This is a genomic window from Geobacter pickeringii (genome assembly GCF_000817955.1).
Taxonomy (GTDB): Bacteria; Desulfobacterota; Desulfuromonadia; order Geobacterales; family Geobacteraceae; genus Geobacter; species Geobacter pickeringii.
The window spans coordinates 1874817-1894546 of sequence record NZ_CP009788.1; the positions used below are offsets into that span (position 1 = coordinate 1874817).

General features: G+C 52.0%; 20 protein-coding genes and 4 tRNA genes. 6 read left to right on the forward strand and 18 right to left on the reverse strand.

Going from position 1 to position 19730, the window contains the following annotated elements:
- The first annotated feature begins 51 nt into the window (after nt 1-51).
- The 5 genes from gap (at nt 52) to GPICK_RS08435 (ending at nt 3714) form a co-directional block, all read left to right on the forward strand.
- Entirely contained in the window at nt 52-1050 is a 999-nt protein-coding gene (gap, locus tag GPICK_RS08415; protein ID WP_039742172.1) for a type I glyceraldehyde-3-phosphate dehydrogenase, read from the forward strand.
- 115 nt (nt 1051-1165) lie between these two features.
- A complete protein-coding gene (gene pgk / locus GPICK_RS08420; protein ID WP_039742175.1) occupies nt 1166-2365 on the forward strand; it encodes a phosphoglycerate kinase in 1200 nt (399 codons plus the stop codon).
- Nucleotides 2366-2380: 15 nt separating this feature from the next.
- Nucleotides 2381-3136: a triose-phosphate isomerase gene (gene tpiA / locus GPICK_RS08425; protein WP_039742178.1), complete on the forward strand. Its 756-nt coding sequence runs from the start codon at nt 2381-2383 to the stop codon at nt 3134-3136.
- 71 nt (nt 3137-3207) lie between these two features.
- The gene (secG, locus tag GPICK_RS08430; RefSeq protein ID WP_039742182.1) at nt 3208-3573 is read left to right on the forward strand and encodes a preprotein translocase subunit SecG; all 366 of its coding nucleotides are present in this window, start codon (nt 3208-3210) and stop codon (nt 3571-3573) included.
- 54 nt (nt 3574-3627) lie between these two features.
- Nucleotides 3628-3714, forward strand: a tRNA-Leu gene (locus tag GPICK_RS08435).
- Nucleotides 3715-3892: 178 nt separating this feature from the next.
- Here GPICK_RS08435 and GPICK_RS08440 read toward each other — a convergent pair.
- Nucleotides 3893-3969 (reverse strand) — tRNA-Arg (locus tag GPICK_RS08440).
- A gap of 171 nt (nt 3970-4140) precedes the next feature.
- On the opposite strand from GPICK_RS08440, the gene GPICK_RS08450 reads away from it, so the two are divergent.
- Nucleotides 4141-5300 (forward strand): IS3 family transposase gene (locus GPICK_RS08450; protein WP_144400011.1). Its coding sequence is split into 2 segments (ribosomal slippage): nt 4141-4402 and nt 4402-5300, totalling 1161 coding nucleotides; the frame shifts between segments, so codons are not numbered across the junction.
- Between the two features lie 41 nt (nt 5301-5341).
- Here GPICK_RS08450 and GPICK_RS08455 read toward each other — a convergent pair.
- The 17 genes from GPICK_RS08455 to GPICK_RS08530 all read right to left on the reverse strand — a co-directional run bounded on the left by GPICK_RS08455 (nt 5342) and on the right by GPICK_RS08530 (nt 19729).
- A complete protein-coding gene (locus GPICK_RS08455) occupies nt 5342-5842 on the reverse strand; it encodes an adenine phosphoribosyltransferase (RefSeq protein ID WP_039742185.1) in 501 nt (166 codons plus the stop codon).
- 19 nt (nt 5843-5861) lie between these two features.
- Nucleotides 5862-6833, reverse strand: coding sequence for a sigma-70 family RNA polymerase sigma factor (locus GPICK_RS08460; RefSeq protein WP_039742188.1), 972 nt, complete (start codon nt 6831-6833; stop codon nt 5862-5864).
- A gap of 25 nt (nt 6834-6858) precedes the next feature.
- Complete coding sequence (locus tag GPICK_RS08465) at nt 6859-7509, reverse strand: protein-L-isoaspartate(D-aspartate) O-methyltransferase (RefSeq protein WP_039742190.1); 651 nt, start codon at nt 7507-7509, stop codon at nt 6859-6861.
- Nucleotides 7510-7567: 58 nt separating this feature from the next.
- Complete coding sequence (gene surE / locus GPICK_RS16995; protein WP_084201386.1) at nt 7568-8314, reverse strand: 5'/3'-nucleotidase SurE; 747 nt, start codon at nt 8312-8314, stop codon at nt 7568-7570.
- A 59-nt stretch (nt 8315-8373) separates the two neighbouring features.
- Nucleotides 8374-8450: transfer RNA gene (locus GPICK_RS08470), tRNA-Pro, on the reverse strand.
- Nucleotides 8451-8457: 7 nt separating this feature from the next.
- Nucleotides 8458-8811 (reverse strand): MerR family transcriptional regulator, encoded by a 354-nt coding sequence (locus GPICK_RS08475; protein WP_201773191.1) that lies wholly within the window; start codon nt 8809-8811, stop codon nt 8458-8460.
- 19 nt (nt 8812-8830) lie between these two features.
- Nucleotides 8831-9106, reverse strand: a complete 276-nt coding sequence (locus tag GPICK_RS08480; protein WP_039742194.1) for an integration host factor subunit alpha — start codon at nt 9104-9106, stop codon at nt 8831-8833.
- Nucleotides 9107-9202: 96 nt separating this feature from the next.
- Complete coding sequence (gene pheT, locus GPICK_RS08485; RefSeq protein ID WP_039742196.1) at nt 9203-11608, reverse strand: phenylalanine--tRNA ligase subunit beta; 2406 nt, start codon at nt 11606-11608, stop codon at nt 9203-9205.
- Between the two features lie 56 nt (nt 11609-11664).
- On the reverse strand, nt 11665-12681 hold the full coding sequence (pheS, locus tag GPICK_RS08490; RefSeq protein WP_039742199.1) for a phenylalanine--tRNA ligase subunit alpha: 1017 nt from the start codon (nt 12679-12681) through the stop codon (nt 11665-11667).
- A 71-nt stretch (nt 12682-12752) separates the two neighbouring features.
- A complete protein-coding gene (gene rplT / locus GPICK_RS08495) occupies nt 12753-13106 on the reverse strand; it encodes a 50S ribosomal protein L20 (RefSeq protein WP_039742202.1) in 354 nt (117 codons plus the stop codon).
- Nucleotides 13107-13191: 85 nt separating this feature from the next.
- Nucleotides 13192-13389 carry a 50S ribosomal protein L35 gene (gene rpmI, locus GPICK_RS08500; RefSeq protein ID WP_039742205.1) on the reverse strand — a complete coding sequence of 66 codons (198 nt, stop codon included), beginning with the start codon at nt 13387-13389 and terminating at the stop codon, nt 13192-13194.
- 36 nt (nt 13390-13425) lie between these two features.
- Nucleotides 13426-13944: a translation initiation factor IF-3 gene (gene infC / locus GPICK_RS08505; RefSeq protein WP_039742207.1), complete on the reverse strand. Its 519-nt coding sequence runs from the start codon at nt 13942-13944 to the stop codon at nt 13426-13428.
- 11 nt (nt 13945-13955) lie between these two features.
- On the reverse strand, nt 13956-15866 hold the full coding sequence (thrS, locus tag GPICK_RS08510) for a threonine--tRNA ligase (RefSeq protein ID WP_039742210.1): 1911 nt from the start codon (nt 15864-15866) through the stop codon (nt 13956-13958).
- A gap of 75 nt (nt 15867-15941) precedes the next feature.
- Nucleotides 15942-16016, reverse strand: a tRNA-Val gene (locus GPICK_RS08515).
- A 54-nt stretch (nt 16017-16070) separates the two neighbouring features.
- Nucleotides 16071-17168, reverse strand: coding sequence for a glycosyltransferase family 9 protein (locus GPICK_RS17000; protein WP_084201387.1), 1098 nt, complete (start codon nt 17166-17168; stop codon nt 16071-16073).
- Between the two features lie 16 nt (nt 17169-17184).
- Nucleotides 17185-18537, reverse strand: a complete 1353-nt coding sequence (locus GPICK_RS08525) for a protoporphyrinogen/coproporphyrinogen oxidase (protein WP_039742216.1) — start codon at nt 18535-18537, stop codon at nt 17185-17187.
- 37 nt (nt 18538-18574) lie between these two features.
- Nucleotides 18575-19729: a glycosyltransferase family 4 protein gene (locus tag GPICK_RS08530; protein WP_039742219.1), complete on the reverse strand. Its 1155-nt coding sequence runs from the start codon at nt 19727-19729 to the stop codon at nt 18575-18577.
- Between the last annotated feature and the right edge of the window lies 1 nt (nt 19730).

The window sequence follows — 19730 nt, forward strand, 5'->3', positions numbered from 1 at the left end:
TTATAGCATAGCCATCAGGCTTGCACATACTTACTTTAACGGGAGGGATCAATGGCTCTAAGGGTTGCAATCAATGGTTTCGGAAGAATCGGGCGTTCCGTGCTCCGTGCAGTGTATAAGGAGAAAGGAATTGAGATCGTCGCCATTAACGACCTCACCGATGCCAAGACTCTGGCACATCTTCTCAAGTACGACTCTATCCATGGCATTTTCCCTGCCAAGGTTGAAGTCGGAACCAACGAGATTATTGTCAATGGCAAGGCCATCAAGATTATTGCCGAGCGCAACCCGGAACAACTCCCCTGGAAGAAAGAAAAAATTGATGTAGTTCTTGAGTCGACCGGCCTCTTCACTGCGCGGGAGAAGGCGGAACTGCACCTCAAGGCAGGCGCCAAGAAGGTTATTATTTCTGCCCCGGCCACCAATGAAGACATTACCATTGTCATGGGCGTTAACCACACCGCCTATGACTCGAAGAAACACAACATTATCTCCAACGCATCCTGCACTACCAACTGCCTCGCGCCGGTTGCCAAGATTCTGCACGAAACCTTCGGAATCGAGAAAGGTCTCGTGACCACCGTCCATTCTTATACTAACGACCAGCAGATTCTCGACCTCCCCCACAAAGACCTGCGCCGGGCACGCGCCGCAGCCATGTCGATGATTCCCACAACAACCGGTGCCGCCAAGGCAGTTTCACTGGTATTGCCCGAACTCAAAGGCAAGCTTGATGGCATGGCAATCAGGGTTCCGACCCCCAATGTCTCCGTGGTTGACCTTGTGGCTACTCTCAAAAAGAAGACAGATGCCGAAAAGGTAAACGCTGCCCTCAAAAAAGCATCCAAAGGCGCTCTCAAAGGAATTCTCGGATTCAGCGAAGACCCGCTCGTATCAATCGACTTCAATGGCAACAACCTCTCGTCCATCGTTGATGCGAGCTGCACCAAGGTACTCGACGGTAACATGGTCAAGGTCCTTTCCTGGTACGATAACGAGACCGGCTTCTCCTATCGCGTTGTCGACCTCCTGAAACTGATCGCAAAATAAGCCCATGCCAACAAAAAGAGGGGGGAGTAATCCCCCCTCTTTTTGCGTAACAGAGCACCCCCCAGCCCCCACCCCACATCAACCAATTGAGTCCATCTGCTTCAGGAGGAATCCAATGTCAATCCGGTACATTGATGAGATTACGGATCTTGCAGGGAAAAAAGTGTTTATAAGGGTCGACTTCAACGTCCCCCTCGACGAACACCAGAACATCACGGAAGATACGCGGATAAGGGCAGTTCTCCCTACTATCAACTATGCCCTCGATGCCGGTGCAAAGATCATTCTGGCGTCGCACCTGGGACGTCCGAAAGGTGAACGCAAACCGAAGTATTCAATGGCTCCCGCCGCAAAGCGCCTTTCGCGGCTACTGGGCAAAGAAGTCCAACTCGCACCGGACTGCCTCGGCGACGAAGTCAAGAAGATGATCGCTGCTCTCAATCCCGGCGACATCATAATGCTGGAAAATGTCCGGTTCTATGAAGGTGAAGAAAAGAACGACAGCGATTTTGCCAAGGCTCTTGCCAACGATTGCGACATATACATCAACGATGCCTTTGCCGTCTCCCATCGTGCCCATGCTTCCGTCGAAGCCATCACCAAATACTTTCCGGTAGTGGCAGCCGGCTTTCTTATGAAGAACGAGATGAACTACTTCGAGAAGGCGATGCAGAATCCTATCAGGCCGCTGGTAGCCATACTGGGGGGGGCAAAAGTCTCTGGAAAGCTCGAAGTACTCGAGAGCCTCGTCAACAAGGTTGACAAAATTATCATCGGTGGTGGAATGGCGTTCACCTTTCTGAAGGCCCTTGGCTACAACGTGGGCAAGTCTCTTGTTGAGGAACACCTTCTTGAGACCGCCCTCAACACCTATAACAAGGCCCGCGAAAAAGGGATCAAGTTTTATCTGCCGGTCGACTGCGTTGCGGCAGATCGCTTCAATCCCGAGGCAGAAACGAAGGTGACCACGGTCCAGGAGATTCCGGAAGAATGGATGGCCCTCGACATTGGTCCCGCAACGGTGGCGCTCTTTACTGAAGCGCTCCAGAACGCCAAAACCATCATCTGGAACGGCCCCATGGGGGTCTTCGAAATGGATGCCTACTCCCGTGGCACGTTTGCCATGGTTTCAGCGGTTGCCAACTCCTATGCTCTTACCATTGTTGGTGGCGGCGATACCGACGTAGCGGTCCATCGCGCTGGCGAATACGCCAAAATCAGCTACATATCCACAGGTGGCGGAGCATTTCTCGAACTTCTCGAAGGGAAGAAGCTTCCTGGAATCAGAGTTCTCGAAGAAAACGGGAAGAAATAGTTACGGAGGCCGGAAATGAGAAAACCTGTCATTGCTGGAAACTGGAAGCTCTTCAAAAAAAGCGCTGAGGCGCAGGACCTTGTCACAAACATTCTTCCTCTGGTTAAAGAGACAGCGGGGGTAGAAATTATTATCGCGCCGGTTTTTACAGTCCTTGGCAAAGTAAAGGATGCTATTGACGGCACAAGCGTAATGCTTGCGGCTCAAAATTGCTTCTGGGAAGAAGAAGGGGCCTACACTGGTGAAGTCTCACCCGGCATGCTGCGCGACGCCGGCTGTAGTCACGTAATTATCGGACATTCAGAGCGCCGGCAATATTTTGGGGAAACCGATGCAACCGTGAACAAAAAAATAACAGCAGCCCTCTCCACCGGACTCACCGTCATTTTCTGCATCGGGGAAACGCTTGCTGAACGCGAATCAGGAAAAACGTTCGACATTCTCAATTCCCAGATCCGTGATGGCCTTGCCGGTATCAGACGGGAGGACATCTCAAAGATGATCATCGCCTATGAACCTGTCTGGGCAATAGGCACGGGCAAAACAGCGTCAAATGAACAGGCCCAGGAAGCCCATTCCCACATCAGGGCCTTTCTTGCTGGACTGTATGACCACGACGCCGCCGAAACAGTCAGGATCCTCTACGGCGGGAGTGTTAAGCCCGAGAACATCAAGGGACTTATGGCCCAGCGAGACATTGACGGTGCCCTTGTGGGTGGAGCAAGTCTCAACGCCGACTCCTTCGCAGCTATTGCAAACTATAACGAATAATTTAGTCTTGGCATTATCCGGCTGTTATGGTATTTACAAAAGATTACAAAAGTAATCGGAGTTAATTCAACATGATGATTCTTCTTATTATTCTTCACGTTCTGGTTTCAGTGGCCCTTATCGCAATAGTCCTTCTCCAGTCTGGGAAAGGGGCAGAAATGGGAGCATCCTTCGGTGCGAGCGGGAGCCAGTCCGTTTTTGGTGCAGGCGGTGGAACGACGTTCATGAGCAAACTCACCACTGGTGCCGCGATCATCTTCATGCTTACCTCGCTCACCCTTGCCTACCTCTCCGGTCAGTCAGGGTCGTCGTCCATTATGTCCTCAAAGGGAACAACGAAACCGGCACCCCAGCAGACGGCGCCTTCGCCGGCCACGCAACCGCAGCAGCCAGCCCTCCCGACGCAACCGGCTCCCGTCCAGGCTCCTGCAAAATAAATTCGAAAAACCTATTGACACAAAAACGGTAACAGTGATATAAAGTTGGTCCCTGCCGAAGTGGTGGAATTGGTAGACACACCATCTTGAGGGGGTGGCGGGCAATAGCTCGTGCGAGTTCGAGTCTCGCCTTCGGCACCAGTATCATTCATTGAAAGCGCCTAAATCTCTCAGATTTAGGCGCTTTTCGATTTCCGAAATCAGCCTGTTCTTTACCCCACATCTAGAAGGTCACGCGCAATTCCCCCTGTCTAACAATTCGGAGCCGCATGCAAAACAAAAAGGCTTACAGTTCTAAACTGTAAGCCTTTGATATTCCTGGCGTCCCCGAGACGATTCGAACGTCCGACCCCTTCCTTAGGAGGGAAGTGCTCTATCCAGCTGAGCTACGGGGACAAAACGAAGAGCTTATATAACTTATCTTGTCAATTAATGCAACCTCTTTCCACCGCGCAAGTTTAAAACTTAATGAGCGAGTAGACCTTCCCTGACGGCAAAGAGGTGGTCCCCGAAAATCGGACAGTGTGTTAAGGTGGACAGCCTTACCCTGTTGAAGGAGGATCACCCATGAAGAGCCGTCGTCGTTTTTCCGCCGAGTTCAAGGCCAAGGTTGCCCTGGAAGCGATCCGGGGCGAGCAGACCCTGAGCGATCTGGCCGCCCGCTATGAAGTGCATCCCAATATGATCACCAACTGGAAACGGCAGGCCATCGAGAACATGGCAGCGGTGTTTTCCGGAGCCGCCGAGCACAGCAATAAGGCGAATGACGATCAGATCAAGGACCTGCACGCCAAGATCGGACAACTCACCGTGGAGCGGGATTTTTTGGCCAAAGCCTTCGGTCGCTGTCGCTGAGTACAACCCGAAGGAAGGCCCTGGTCGAACCCGACCATGACCGACTCAGTATTGCCCGGCAGTGTGAACTGCTCTCGATCAAACGATCGGCCTACTATTACCAGCCAGTGGGCGAAAGCCCACAGAACCTGGAACTGATGCGCCTGATCGACGAGCAGCATCTCGAAACACCGTGGTATGGCACCCGACAGATGACCCGGCACTTGCGCCGGGAGGGTCATGCCGTCAATCGCAAGCGCATCGGTCGGCTGATGCAGTTGATGGGACTATCGGCTATCTACCAGAAGCCGAACACGTCGAAGCCGCATCCGCAGCACAGGGTCTATCCTTACCTGCTGCGTGGCGTGACCATCGACCGGCCAAACCAGGTCTGGTGCGCCGATATCAGCTATATTCCGCTGAGGCGAGGTTTCCTCTACCTGGCGGCGATCATGGATTGGGCCAGTCGCAAGGTCCTGTCATGGCGGCTTTCCAACACCATGGACGCCGATTTCTGCGTTGCCGCGCTCGAAGACGCCCTGGCTCGCTTCGGCAAACCCGAGATCTTCAACACCGACCAAGGGAGCCAGTTCACCAGCGATGCGTTCACCAAGGTCCTCAAGGACGCTGAGATCCGCATTTCGATGGACGGCAAGGGGCGCTGGCGGGACAACGTCATGATCGAGCGGCTATGGCGTTCTCTGAAATACGAGTGCATCTACCTGCACGCCTTCGAGACCGGCAGCGAGGTTCGTCAAGGTTTGAGCCGCTGGATCAATTTCTACAACATGCGCCGCCCGCACTCGAAACTAGACGACCGGACGCCGCATGAGGCATATTGGCAAAAACCCCGGCCTGGCTACGCCGGCCGTATTCTCTCACTGGCGGCATGACTACAACCGGCAATCCACCTTATTCCCGCCGCCAACCTGTCCTACAAACTGGGACCACCTCTCAACCTTGAACGACCTTGCAAAAAGTCCAGTTCTGCCATGAAGCAACAATCAACAATCTCACCGCCGAGGGTCTTGACCATGTCTACTACCGCGGCCATGGTTCCCCCTGTAGCGAGCACATCATCTGCAATCAGTATTTTCTCTCCAGGCTTAATGGCATCGCGGTGAATTTCCAGGGTATCGGTTCCATACTCAAGCTCGTAGCTTTTGCTAAAAGTCTCAGAGGGAAGTTTCCCCGGTTTGCGCACCAACACGACACCTGCACCGAGCTTATACGCCAAAGCTGCTCCAATGATAAATCCGCGGGCTTCGACCCCGACAACTTTATCGATCCTCTCTCCAACATAACGATGAGCGAGCAAGTCCACCATGCGCTGAAAAGATTTGGCATCGGCGAGAAGCGTTGTGATGTCCTTGAACACTATACCCTTTTTAGGGAAGTCAGGGACATCTCTGATAATGTTCTTTAGTTCCTCCATACATACCTCCGGCTGAAATTCAATCGATTGACTGAGAATCACTTCCCTCGATAAACCGTCTGAGTTTTTCAAGCGATTTTGCCTCAATTTGCCTGATTCGTTCGCGGGTCACACCAAAGCTTCGACCAATTGTGTCCAGTGTTTGCGGTTCCTTGTCATCAAGACCGAAACGAAGCGTAAGAATTCTCTGCTCATTTTCTGAAAGCGAAGAGAACCATTTAGAGACAATCTCATATTTATTTAAATCTTCAAGGAGAACTGCAGGTGATACAGTTGATGTATCCTCAATTGTATCAATGAGGAAATAGTCGCTATTCTCTCCCATTGGTCGTTCGATAGAATATGTCTTTTTTAGAAGTACCATCAGCCTGCGAATATAAGCAGAATTTACATTCATTGCCGTTGCTACTTCTTTTACATTGGGTTCGCGGTTCAGTCTTTGAACAAGTTCCCGTGTAATTTTGAGCATCTTGTTAATGTCATCTGAAACGTGAACCGGCAATCGGATGGTTCTTGACTGATTAACAAGGGCGCGTTCAATCGATTGCCTGATCCACCATGTAGCGTAGGTGGAAAAACGGCATTCCTTGGAAAGCTTAAACCGTTCTACCGCCTTGATTAGCCCCATGTTTCCCTCCTCAATCAGGTCGAGAAACGGAAGCCCGCGGTTTATGTAACGCTTTGCGATCTTGACAACGAGACGAAGGTTCGACTCTATCATCTTGTCGCGAGCAGATTTGTCACCTTTGGCAATCCGACTGGCGAGCGCTTTCTCTTCATCAGCCGTAAGCAATGTTGTCTTCTGAATTTCCCTGAGATAGAGCTTAATAGCATCATCAAAATGCTCCTGCTCCAGCACCTTGACTTCTTCCTCGCGCTCCTCTTCTTCAGCCTCATCCAGCTCAAAGGAAGACGGTTCGGGCTCAATGAAATCTTCACTGGATTCTTCCGGCTCCTCCAGCTCCTTATCGACAAATACACCGTCTTCCATATTTCACTCCCGACAGGTTGAAAGTTTAATCCTCAGTATTCCATCCATAGGCACCGACGAGTTTGACGAAGCGGCAACCGGTTATCTGTTCACGACTCAGTGTTCCATCAACATCTTTTGTAATCCTCACCAATACCTGCTCGAACTGGCTTCCGACAGGTATGACCAACCTGCCGCCAAGGGCAAGTTGGTCAATAAATTTCTGGGGGATGTCAGGTGCCCCCGCGGTCACGATGATTGCGTCGAAGGGCGCCTCTTCCTCCCACCCCGTAGTTCCATCGGATATCCTGATATTCACATTGAGAAGCCCTAAACTGTCAAGCGCCTTACGGGCCCTCAAGGCAAGAGGACGAATTCGTTCAATCGTGTAGACGCGGTCTGCCAATGCCGCAAGGATTGCCGCTTGGTATCCGGAACCGGTCCCAATTTCCAGAACCTTTTCAGACCCGTCAAGCACAAGCAGTTCAGTCATCAGTGCAACCATATAAGGTTGAGAAATTGTCTGTTTTTCTCCTATCGGCAGAGGCGTGTCACTGTATGCCTGTGCAGCCATGGCCTCTTCAACAAATATATGGCGAGGAATCTTCAACATCGCATCTATAAGCCGGCGATCGGAAACGCCGCGTGCGATGATCTGCAAATCCACCATCCGTTTTCGTGCTACATCAAAGTTCATAATAAATCTCCGGCTTGGGGAGGTATGACTATAACAAACGCCTCTATCACTGTCTAGATTAGGATATGCGCCATTCTCGAAGTATTGCCATGGATGCATAATTCGTAAGATCAAGATGAAGTGGCGTTATTGATACATGACCACGCTTGATCGCATGATAATCGGTTCCTTCGTCGTCCCGGAATTGCGGAGCATTCCCACCAATCCAATAATAATTGCGTCCCCGAGGGTCAACCTTAGCAATGATTTCACCTTCGTATTCGCGCTTGCCTTGAGAGGTAATTATCGGAGGGCAAAGCTGGTCCTCCTCCATATCGGGAACATTCACATTCAAAAACGTGTCAGGTGGCAATCCTTTCATGACAACAAAACTGGTAAGACGAGCTGCGATTGCGGCGGCGGAAGAAAAATTCTTCCCTGCCCCGGTAGTAACCAGCGAAACCGCAATGGCAGGAATCCCCATAAGAGTCGCTTCCATGGCTGCCGACACCGTCCCGGAGTATGTTATATCATCTCCAAGATTACCGCCGTGGTTGACGCCTGAGACAACGATGTCCGGTTTTTTTGAAAGCAGTTTGTGGATGCCGATATTTACGCAATCGGTTGGTGTTCCATCTATTGAGAAGACCCCATCACCAAGATCCGAGACCCTCAAAGGATGGTGTAAAGTCAACGCATGTCCGACCGCACTTCGTTCCCTGTCTGGTGCAACCACCAGAACATCCCCCACATGACGCATCGCGCTAGCGAGTGCAACAATTCCCGGAGAATAAACTCCGTCGTCGTTGGTGACCAGAACAAGCATGAGTGTGCCCCATTTTGATAAAAAAATAGACGGCCTATTAAAGCCGTCTATCTATAAAATGGTCGGGGCGACTGGATTCGAACCAGCGACCACTAGACCCCCAGTCTAGTGCGCTACCAGGCTGCGCTACGCCCCGAAACAATCTAAAACATTGAATAAAGCTCTTGGAGTTCCGCCTTTACATCCCTTAGAAGCTTGAGAACAACCGGGTCATTACCCTCATGTTTCTGCATGTCTGAATCACTTTTGAAGGCCTGTTGAGCAAGTCGACATCGAGCACCCTCAATTGTTAACCGCTCCGAGTAAAGAAATGTCTTGATCCGGAGAAGCAACTGAATATCCGAGTGCCTATACACTCTCTGCCCACTTCGGCTTTTTGCCGGACAAAGCTCTTTAAACTCAGACTCCCAGAAGCGAATGACTGAGGGCTTAAGATCGGTTATTCGAGACACCTCTCCGATCTTGAAATACATCTTATCTGGAAGCGCTGCTTCCACCTTCTCTCCGGAAAGAGTATCAGGAATTAATAGAGGTCTTCAAAACCTGGCTTGGCTTGAAGGTGAGAATTTTGCGGGCCGAAATTATGATTTCATCACCCGTTTGAGGGTTACGTCCACGACGATCCGCCTTCTCCTTGACCACGAAATTTCCGAAGCCTGCGATCTTTATCTTTTCGCCCTTCTCGAGAGTTTCCTTAATCAACCCGAAGACTCGCTCAACAAGCTCGGCGGATTCTTTTTTCGAGAAACCAACCTTCTCGTAGATCTGCTCAACAATGTCTGCCTTGGTCATATACTCCCTCAAAATTATTACACTAAACTCAACAGAGCCCGTTCACCTAAGGCGTTTGGTTTTATATCACAGCGCTGAAAGATAATCAACCTGTTTTTACCTCACAGTCACGCCCAACTTTTCCACCAGGCAGCCTATCACACGGTTATGAAGCACGCCAACTTCGTCGTCGGTCAACGTCTTCTCTGAAGACCTGTAGCGAACCCTGACAGCGAGACTCTTCAATCCAGAAGGAATCGAAGCCCCCTTGTAGAGATCGAAGATTGATGATGATTCTATCTCTCGTATCTTTAAACCCGCAATTGTGTCAACGACACGTGCAGCAGGTATCTCGTCCGGAACGAGCATTGCTATATCACGGAAAGTATCAGGAAATCTCGATGGAGCCCTCACCGTAACTTTTTCTGAAACTCTCGCCAAGAGCTTCTCAAAATTGAGTTCGAAATAATAAACCTTTTGATTGATACCAAAATTGTCCTGCACGTCGGGGTGTATCTCTCCCAGTGTCCCCAACGCCTCACCAGCAGAACTCACAATACAGCTCTTACCCGGGTGATAAAAGGGATCAACCGCCGTTGCCGAAAATGTTGCCGCAGATACGCCAAACGCATCCAAGACGATCTCGACAGCTCCTTTGGCATCATAAAAATCGGTGGAATTCTTTGCCTCGTTCCAGCTTTCAGGAATTCTTAACCCTGTGATTAGCCCCGCCAGATAAAGTGGTTCGTGCGGCAACTCCTGACCGGCAACCGGCTGATATATCCGACGTAATTCGAACATGCGAAGGTCAAGCGAACGATGGTTAATGTTGGCAGCAGCGGCCTCCAGCATTCCCGGCAACAACGTCGTACGCATGACTGACTGCTCATCGACCAGCGGATTACGAAGGCGAACCACATTTCGCCGGATATCCGAGGCATCCAGAAGAAGTTTGTCAAGCACGGCAGGGGCCATGAAACTGAATGTTATAATTTCCGTAAACCCATTCCCCACCATGAGCGATCGGAGCCGCCGCTCAAACCTTTGGTGGCGGGTTGGCCTGTCGGAAAAAACGCGCGCCTTAGGCATGGTAACCGGAATCTTTTCGTAGCCGTTCATGCGGGCGACCTCTTCAACCAGGTCGATTTCACGCTCGAGATCGACTCGAGAGGTTGGAACCGTCACCTTAAATTGCCCCGCGCATACCTCGTCCACGGTAAAGCCAAGCCGCTCAAGAATATCTCTGATCGTTTCTGCAGAGAGGATGATGCCCAACAATCCATTGCACCGTTCTACTCTAAAATCGATGGCTCGAGGTGCAATACTCGTCGGATACTCATCGATCATCCCCTGAGCAATGCTGCCGCCAGCAAGTTCCGCTATCAACGAAGCCGCCCGGTCAAGGGCACGTGGCAAGATGTTAATATCAGCTCCCCGTTCAAAACGATGGGAAGATTCCGAATGAATCCCCAACCGCTTCGAAGTCTTGCGAATCGCCGAGGGGTTGAAATAGGCACTTTCAAGTAAAATATTCGCCGTCGATTGTTGAATTTCGGAATTCTCTCCCCCCATGATTCCGGCGAGAGCAACACCCCTCCGTAAGTCGCGTATAGTCAGGTCAGAATCGTTTAGCACCCTCTCCTGTCCATCCAACGTCGTGAACTGCTCCCCATCTGCAGCACGACGAACAATAATCTTGCCACCCTCAAGACAATCGGCGTCAAAAGCGTGAAGCGGATGACCATACTCCATCAACACATAGTTGGTTACGTCAACGACGTTGTTGATTGATCGCATGCCAACGGCTTCCAGGCGTCTCACGAGCCAAGCTGGCGAGGGCGCGACTGTACACCCGCTGATATAGCGCGCCGTGTAGCGGGGGCAAAGATCCGGTGCCTCGACCGCCACGGTGGCATACTCGTGCACCTCCTTACCTGACTCTCGAACTTTTATCTCGGGAAGATTGAATTTGCGTCCGAGCTTTGCCGCGATCTCCCGAGCAATCCCCGCAACGCTTAAACAGTCAGCACGATTTGGTGTCAGACCAATCTCAAAAATCGTATCCTTAAGCCCGAGAGCTTCAAAAAGGGGCACGCCAAGCGGCAAATCTTCAGGAAGAATCATGATGCCGGACGATTCTGAGGAGAGGCCCAGCTCCTTTTCCGAGCAGAGCATTCCGCACGATTCTTCGCCTCTGATTTTTGAACGCTTGATCTTGAATTCGCCTGGGAGGAGTGCGCCGACCTGGGCAAGAGCCACCTTATCTCCTGCCTTGAAATTCTGTGCCCCGCACACTACATCCAGGATACCAGTTCCATTGTTAACCTTGCAGAGCGACAGCTTGTCTGCATTCGGATGTTTTTCCTTAGCCTCAACGAGAGCGACTACGACTTCGTCTAGGTCACCACCAACATGACGCATTGCTTCGACCTCAAGACCGAGCAGGGTCAGAAGATCTGACAAATCTTTCGGTGAGAGGTCGCAGTCGACAAATTCCTTAAGCCAGTTATACGTAATGATCATAATCTCACTCGCAGTAGTTTTGTTAAACAATCTCCACAGACAATTGCCGCTTCTATCTAAAATTGCAAAAGAAAACGCACGTCGTTCTCAAAGAGCAAGCGCATGTCACCTATTCCGTATTTCAACATGGCAATACGCTCGACCCCCATTCCAAAGGCGAACCCCGAAATACTCTCAGAGTCATAGCCAACGTGTCGATATACTTCAGGATCGATCATTCCTGCCCCAAGGATCTCCAGCCATCCACTTTGTTTGCAGATTCGACACCCAGCGCCGCGGCACATTACGCATGCAATATCAACCTCGGCGCTTGGCTCAGTAAAAGGGAAAAAACTCGGGCGGAGCCGAACCCCCGTCCCTTTCCCGAAGTATTGATTGACGAAGGTTGTCAAAATGCCTTTGAGGTCACCGAACGTCACCCCGTTATCCACCATCAATCCTTCAACCTGATGAAACATCGGTGAATGAGTGGCGTCGGAATCACACCGGTAAACCGTGCCCGGCGAAATGATCCGGACGGGCGGTGCATGCTTGAGCATGGTTCGCACCTGTACCGGAGAGGTGTGCGTGCGAAGAAGGATGTTATCATCAACAAAAAAGGTATCCTGCATATCCCGGGCAGGATGATCTTTTGGAAAATTGAGCGCTTCGAAGTTATAAAAATCGAGCTCGATCTCCGGACCTTCAGCTACCTGAAAGCCCAGACCTGCAAAAATCTCGGAAACTTCCTCGATCACCAACGAAACTGGGTGCTTAGTTCCACGTCCCACGCGACGCCCCGGCAGGGTTACGTCAAGACGTTCAGTTTCCAGGCGCTCCTTCTTGGCAGCCTCCCTGACGCAAGCCAATGCATCGTCAAGCCTCGCTTCCAATTGCATCTTGACCGTATTGACAATTTGCCCCACAGCCGGACGTTCTTCCGCGGGAAGAGTACCGAGTCCCTTCATGAGAGCAGTGAGAGCCCCCTTCTTGCCGAGATACTTGATGCGCAACTCCTGCAAAGCATCTTCACTTTTCGTTCCGGCTATCTCCTGTAGAGCGGACTGAAGCAGTTGATCAAGTTGTTCCTTCATTTAGGTTGACCTCTATAAAAAAAGAAATGGAACGCTTAGCATTCCATTTCTTTTTTTATCCGAATATTTGATTAAAACTGCGCTTTTGCGAGAGTTGCAATCTCTGCGAACCCTTGCGGGTCGGAAACCGCCAAGTCTGCCAAGACCTTCCGGTCGATCTCTACACTCGCCTTTTTAAGCCCAAAAATAAGCTTGCTGTAGGAAAGTCCGTTGAGTCGTGAGGCGGCATTTATTCGGGTTATCCAGAGGGCTCGAAAATCACGCTTCTTGACCTTGCGGTCACGGAACGCATAGTTGAGGGCTCTATCGACCGCTTCTGTTGCGCTCCGAAACAGTTTGCTTCTTGCCCCACGGTACCCTTTTGCCAACTTGAGAACTTTGTTTCTTCTCTGTCTCGCTTTGAATCCACGTTTTGCTCTTGGCATTTACTACTCCTTTTCTCTGGTATTGCGCCGGATCCGCAAGGGGAGACGTTTCCTCACGGTTCGCGGACGAAATCATGCCCCTTAACTACACGTAGGGGATCAGCTTTGCGATGTTCTTCTGATCAACAGCAGCAACCAAAGCGCCGGACCGAAGTTGACGCTTGCGCTTTCTCGTCTTGGAGGTGAGGATGTGACTCGTGAACGCGTGACTTCTCTTGATCTTTCCGGTTCCCGTCTTTTTGAAACGCTTGGCAGCGCCACGATTGGTCTTGATCTTGGGCATTGCTTTCTCCTTTTATGCGTGAATAAAATAAACTTACTATTTCTTCCCCTTCGGGGCGACAATCATGTACAAGCTACGGCCTTCCATTTTAGGCTTGAACTCAACCACAGCGATGTCATCCAACTCACTGGCAACCCGCTCAAGGGCCTTCAGACCGATATCGGTGTGGGTAATCTCACGGCCGCGGAAAACTAACGTCACTTTGGCCTTATTGCCTTCCTCAATGAAGCGCCTGACGTGCTTGATTTTGAACTGCAGATCATGCTCATCGGTCTTCGGACGCAGCTTCACTTCCTTCAACTGAACATGCGTCTGCTTCTTTTTTGCTTCCTGCATCTTCTTGCTCTGCTGGTACTTGAACTTGCCATAGTCCATGATCCGGCAGACCGGCGGCACCGCCGTCGGTGAAACCTCAACAAGATCCAGTTGCTGGCTATCAGCAAGCGACAGAGCCTCATGAAGCGGCATGATCCCGAGTTGTTCGCTGTTAGCACCAACAACCCTAACTTCACGTGCCCTGATGGCTTGATTGATATTTACTGTAGGCTTAGCTATGGCTCCACCTCCTATTTAAAGCTTTTCACTTCATCTGAAACAAACGAGGCAAATTCTTCCGGCTTCATGGCAGCAAGGTTCGCCCCGTTCCGGTACCGGGGAGTCACCGTCGCGCTTTCGACTTCCTTATCACCAATGACAAGCATGTAGGGAATTTTCTGCAACTGTGCTTCGCGGATTTTGTAGCCGAGCTTTTCATTGCGGAAATCCTTCAGCACTCTTACACCCAGCGAACGCAACAGTTCGAAGACTTCTGATGCGTAAGACAGCTGGCTGTCGGTCACAGTCAGAACTATTGCCTGAACCGGCGAGAGCCAGAGCGGGAAATTCCCGGCGAAGTGCTCTATGAGGACACCAATGAAACGCTCGATTGAACCGAGTATTACCCGGTGTACCATAACAGGACGCTTACGCTCTCCATCCGCGTCAACATACGTCAGATCAAATCGTTCGGGGAGCGTAAAATCGCACTGGATTGTAGCACACTGCCACTTTCTGTCAAGAGAGTCCCGCAGCTTGATATCTATCTTTGGACCGTAGAAGGCGCCATCACCCTCATTGATCTCATATGACCGACCCGAAGCCTTCAGTGCCCCCAACAGGGCTCCAGTAGCCCGTTCCCAGTCCTCATCGGAACCAATGGACTTTTCAGGACGAGTCGAGAGCTCCATCTCATACTCGAAGCCGAAGATACCCATCACATCATTGACGAACGAGATGACCCCCCTGATCTCCGCATCCAACTGTTCAGGGGTACAGAGGATGTGTGCATCGTCCTGAGTGAAGCATCTGACCCGGAGAAGACCGTGAAGAACGCCAGCGCGCTCATGACGATGCACCGTTCCGAGCTCGAAAAAACGGAGTGGCAGATCACGATAGCTACGGAGCTGAGACTTGTAGATCATCATGTGGCTCAAGCAGTTCATCGGCTTGATGCCAAACCCCTGACCTTCAACCTCAGTAAAATACATATTCTCACGGTAGTTATCATAATGCCCCGAACGTTGCCAAAGCTCGGTCTTGAGTATCTGTGGCCCAACCACGATATCATAACCGCGCCTCAGATGCTCCTTGCGCTCGAAATCCTCCAGAACGGTACGAAGCATCGCTCCCTTCGGATGCCAGATAACGAAACCGGCGCCAACCTCATCCGAAAATGAAAAGAGGTCAAGTTCGCGCCCGAGTTTCCGGTGATCGCGGCGCTTGGCCTCCTCAAGGCGCTCCAGATAAGCATCAAGTTCCTTTTTATCCACAAATGCGGTTCCGTAGACCCGCTGAAGCATCTTATTTTTCTCATCCCCGCGCCAGTAGGCACCAGCAAGCGTGGTCAACTTGAAAGCCTTGCATAAAGACGTGGACGGAAGATGGGGACCGCGACATAGGTCGACGAAATCCCCCTGCCGGTACAGGGAAACCGTGTCGCCATCAATTGCTTCAATGAGCTCAACCTTGTAGCTCTCTCCCATGTCCCGAAAAAGCTTGAGCGCCTCACCCTTTGAGACCACCTGCCGCTCGATCTTCTGACCCGTCCTGGCAAGCTCCCCCATCCGGGTCTCTATCTTCTCAATGTCCTCAGGACCAAAGGGGTGATCGATATCAAAATCGTAATAAAATCCGTTTTCAACGGCCGGACCGATAGTGACCTTTGCCTGAGGAAAAAGCTGCTTCACGGCTTGAGCCATGAGATGTGACGTTGAGTGCCGGATTATCTCCAAGGCCTCAGGAGACCTTTCCGTGACGATCTCAACCGCTGCACCGTCAAAAAGCGGCGTAGCAATATCCACCAGAGTGCCATCCAGCTTCCCAGCAATTGCGGCCTTGGCCAGACCAGCACCGATCGAAGCAGCCAAATCACGCACGGTCGAGCCTTCAGCGAGCACTCTTTCCGAACCATCCGGCAACCTAACCTTGACGTCACCCATAAAGATACCCCTTAACAGAAAGAGGCATCGAACCTTCGATGCCCCTTACGTTGAGTGCCACACCAGCAGTTTGAATGGTAGGCACGGGCGGTCTCGAACCGCCGACCTCTACCGTGTCAAGGTAGCGCTCTCCCCCTGAGCTACGTGCCTTCATGCAAAGCGGATTATCTAAATATCAACTGACTCAAAAGAAGTCAAGGCTTTTTATTGATGTGCGTCACATTTTCCCCGCGCCAAAAGAGTCAATACCGCATCCTCAACTTCGTCAACGGTTATTTCCGCCATGCAGCGGGCATCAATGGGACATTTTGGTGTATAGCCAAAGGTGGTGCAGGGAGAACAGGAAAGATGTTTGTTGATAACAATGTGATCTTTTCCCCGGGGCGCCCATTTCTGTTCCCTCCCCGGACCGAAGAGGGAAACGGTGGGAACACCGAGGCCAACGGCGATGTGGAGGATGCCGGAGTCACCGCTGACGAGAAGAGACGAGCGGGCGAGAACGGCGGCGGTTTCGGCGAGATTGGTGATGCCTGCAAAGTTCAGCACATCAGACCGCTCAATAACTGCAGCATCTTGCCGATCAACCGCTCCACCGACGACAACAACCTCAATCCGTTTCCGAAGTCGAGACGCCAGTTCAGCAAACCTGTCCCCCCCCCAACGGCGCTCGACAATGCTCGCCCCGGGAAAGAAAGCCACAAACGGCCTTCCGCCCAGAGCGGCAAGCAGCCTGTCAGCGACTTCGGCATCCCGGCCCGCAACTGCAAGAAACGGCGCAACTACCTCCCCTTCCCCATCACATCCGAGCGGGGCGAGGAGACGTCTGAAGCTGTCAGCTTCATAGACATCCTGATTGTAAGAGACTGGATGGGTAAGGAGACGCCGGCGATTGTTGGATGCAAAGCCGATCTTGGTTTCGGCCCGGACGATGCGTGCCATTACGGCCGAGAGGCGATGCCACTGCTCCGTATCAATGACAACATCGTATCTACGCCTGAGGGCATCGCAAAATTCCGAAGGGATGTCGTAACAGCGTACCGAGCGGATTCCAGGGCAGAGGGCGAAGATGCCGGCATTGCGCCGTTCCGCGAGAATGTCGATGGTGAGCTCGGGGAAACATTGGCGCAGAGCCCTCACAACGGGCACCAGATGCACCGCATCGCCAATGCCTCCAGGGCGGATAATGAGGACCGACTGCGGACGGGAAGGAACATCATGATGGGGAGGGACGGGTAGAAGCGAGGCGATTATCCGTCCCACAAGATGATCAGCCTGTTTAAGAAATAGTTTCGAAACCGTCATGCCCAACGCACTGATTTCAGACGCGACCGAAGAACGTCCGTTCTTCGACACCGGTCAGAATGCGATCTACCACCTCGACACCCTGCATGAACGAGTGGTCCATGTTCCCAACCTCGTACTTCCAGGAACCGAAACGGCCGCGGGAATAGACTCCGTAAGATTCGAAGAATTGATTGATGACAGAGAGCGCAGCATCTCTTCTCACCGTAGGAACCGGATAGGAATAAGGAATGTCGATCAAATAGCGGCTTACGATCCGCTTTCGCTCGCGGTCAGAGAGCATGCCCGTATTGACCAGTCCCTCAATAGTCGCCTCGACAATCCCCTCGCGGTTGACCGGTTTATGGGGAGAATATGTTGTTTCGCACATGAGTGAAAAGAAACTGCCTGTGTCGCCATTAGGCACGTTCCACCGCGAGTAGTTGTGAAAGTTGGTTACTCGATAGAAGGGGCAATTGTCCTCGGGGAAGTACATCCAGCACTTACTGTCGCGCCTCTCGCCCTCAACGCCAATGCCGACGATAAGACCGCTGTTGTGGACAAGATTGCGTGCAGCCTCTCGCACTTCCTCCGGCACGTCCCGGCAGAGGTCGATGAAAATGTCGAGGGGGATGGTGGTGATAAGGGTATCGTAGCACTCCTGACGACCGTTGGTGAATACGATATTGCGTGCGGCAAGGTCCACTTCCACCAGTTCATGGGATGAGGAGATGTGGTGCTGAAACTGGCGGGCAATGCCGGTGAAGATCGCACCAGTCCCTCCCCTCTGGGGAAATTTGAAGGTGTTGTTGGGCCCCCAGCTCACGTCGTCGATTTTTTCGGCGATGTTTCGTTCGATGCGGACGAGATCCACGACACTCACCCGTTCGCCGATCCATTCTCGGGACATTTCGTGAAGAGGCATTCCCCAGACCTTCCGATTGTAGGGCTCCATGAAATGTTTTACGATTCCGGCACCGAAGACGGTATCCATCCATTCGCTGAAATTGGAGGCAGCTCGCGGGTCTCCGGCCAGTGCCTTGAGTCCTTCCAGGCACTCATTGAGGGCAGCTGGTGGAAGATGGCGTATATTGTTCTGGAAGGGGTATGGGATCCACGACTCCAGAAGTCGAACCCAGCTCTCTCGCTGGTGTTCATACCACGCCCCATTCAGGGCCTCATCAACCACGCTGTCGAAATAGTCATAGTGGGAGAAAAGGACATGTCCGCCGATATCCCAGGTAAAGCCCGCTTCATCAACAAAAGAGGCGGAAAGACCCCCCACATGGCTGCTGCGTTCAAAAAGCTGCCAATCAGAAAAGCCACGTGTATGAAGTTGATATGAGGCGCCAAGTCCGGTGGGACCGGCCCCGACAATGACAATTTTCACGTAAGCACCTTCGCTCTACTAAGAGGTAGTGACTCCATCAGGAGGCTCCCTGAGCGCACACCGACTGACACAGCGAGTACAATCTTCTTGCGGAAGAGGACCAGCGAAACATTTTCGCTCTCTCGAAACCACGCATTCTCAACCGATCCCTCAGCCCAGAATCGGCAGCGATTTCCCGCAGACCTCCGGCTATGCTTTCAACGCTGCACGGCTCGACGAATAAAGCCGCGTTACCGGCAACTTCAGGCATCGCGGAGGTATTGGAAGTGATCACCGGGGTTCCGCAGGCCATGGCCTCCACCAGTGGAACCCCGAACCCTTCGTGCAAAGAAGGCAATACCAATGCCAATGCCCCGTTGTACAGGTAGGGAAGATCCTGGTCCGGAACATAGGACTGAAAACGGATCCTTTCAGGGGACAATCCAAGACTACGGACCGTATCCTTTACCTGATGAAGATAGGAAGCATCCTTGCAAACCCCAGCCACTACCAGGCAGATTTCTCCGTCAAGTTGTCCCAACGCCTGCACCAGGCGGTCAAGGTTCTTGTGCCTGAGGATACTGCCGACAAAGAGGAAGTACCTTCCCCGAAGCAGCCCATACCTCCGGAGAACGCCGTCTGGCTCCCCAATGACGCGAAACCTCTCCTCGTCATACCCGTTGTAAACCACGTGAATTTTGTCGATGGAAACGCCGAAGGTGTCAACAAGATCCCGCTTGGTGGTATCCGAGACAGCGACTACCGCAGCGGAATTCGAAAGGATCTGCGGCATCTTGATGCGGTAGATGGCCTTTCTCAGGCCGCTGATCTCGTCCTTGCATTCGGCGATGTTGCGATCGAAATGACGGTAGTGGAGATCATGGACCGTAACGATCTGAGACATGGGCGGGCGGAGCATCCCGTCCTGAATAGGGAAAAAAACGACGTCGGCCCTGGACTTGATCGCCTGATACCGGAACACGGTCTGGTCCCACACGGCGCGCAGCAGGTATTCCTTGCGGGTAAGGAGGCGTTTCCCGAAATCAAGCAACCGCGGCTTGGTCACGTTCGGTACGCCGGGAATATCCTGCATGCCGACAATCCTGACAGTAGGGTCGATACGGCACAACTCCTGAGAAATTCGCAGACCGAAGCGCTCTATTCCCGTCAAGGCGCCGGTGCCGACGGAGGTTGCGTTTACCAGTAGGTTCATT

What these genes read in the sequence shown, in the direction of transcription:
- GPICK_RS08530 (WP_039742219.1), bottom strand. Translation starts at nt 19,729, where the DNA reads ATGAACCTACTGGTAAACGCAACCTCCGTCGGCACCGGCGCCTTGACG.
- tpiA (WP_039742178.1), top strand. Translation starts at nt 2,381, where the DNA reads ATGAGAAAACCTGTCATTGCTGGAAACTGGAAGCTCTTCAAAAAAAGC.
- surE (WP_084201386.1), bottom strand. Translation starts at nt 8,314, where the DNA reads ATGCTTGTTCTGGTCACCAACGACGACGGAGTTTATTCTCCGGGAATT.
- thrS (WP_039742210.1), bottom strand. Translation starts at nt 15,866, where the DNA reads ATGGGTGACGTCAAGGTTAGGTTGCCGGATGGTTCGGAAAGAGTGCTC.
- GPICK_RS08465 (WP_039742190.1), bottom strand. Translation starts at nt 7,509, where the DNA reads ATGAACTTTGATGTAGCACGAAAACGGATGGTGGATTTGCAGATCATC.
- GPICK_RS17000 (WP_084201387.1), bottom strand. Translation starts at nt 17,168, where the DNA reads ATGACGGTTTCGAAACTATTTCTTAAACAGGCTGATCATCTTGTGGGA.
- gap (WP_039742172.1), top strand. Translation starts at nt 52, where the DNA reads ATGGCTCTAAGGGTTGCAATCAATGGTTTCGGAAGAATCGGGCGTTCC.
- GPICK_RS08480 (WP_039742194.1), bottom strand. Translation starts at nt 9,106, where the DNA reads ATGACCAAGGCAGACATTGTTGAGCAGATCTACGAGAAGGTTGGTTTC.
- pgk (WP_039742175.1), top strand. Translation starts at nt 1,166, where the DNA reads ATGTCAATCCGGTACATTGATGAGATTACGGATCTTGCAGGGAAAAAA.
- GPICK_RS08460 (WP_039742188.1), bottom strand. Translation starts at nt 6,833, where the DNA reads ATGGAAGACGGTGTATTTGTCGATAAGGAGCTGGAGGAGCCGGAAGAA.
- GPICK_RS08455 (WP_039742185.1), bottom strand. Translation starts at nt 5,842, where the DNA reads ATGGAGGAACTAAAGAACATTATCAGAGATGTCCCTGACTTCCCTAAA.
- pheT (WP_039742196.1), bottom strand. Translation starts at nt 11,608, where the DNA reads ATGATCATTACGTATAACTGGCTTAAGGAATTTGTCGACTGCGACCTC.
- rplT (WP_039742202.1), bottom strand. Translation starts at nt 13,106, where the DNA reads ATGCCAAGAGCAAAACGTGGATTCAAAGCGAGACAGAGAAGAAACAAA.
- pheS (WP_039742199.1), bottom strand. Translation starts at nt 12,681, where the DNA reads ATGAAGGAACAACTTGATCAACTGCTTCAGTCCGCTCTACAGGAGATA.
- secG (WP_039742182.1), top strand. Translation starts at nt 3,208, where the DNA reads ATGATGATTCTTCTTATTATTCTTCACGTTCTGGTTTCAGTGGCCCTT.
- rpmI (WP_039742205.1), bottom strand. Translation starts at nt 13,389, where the DNA reads ATGCCCAAGATCAAGACCAATCGTGGCGCTGCCAAGCGTTTCAAAAAG.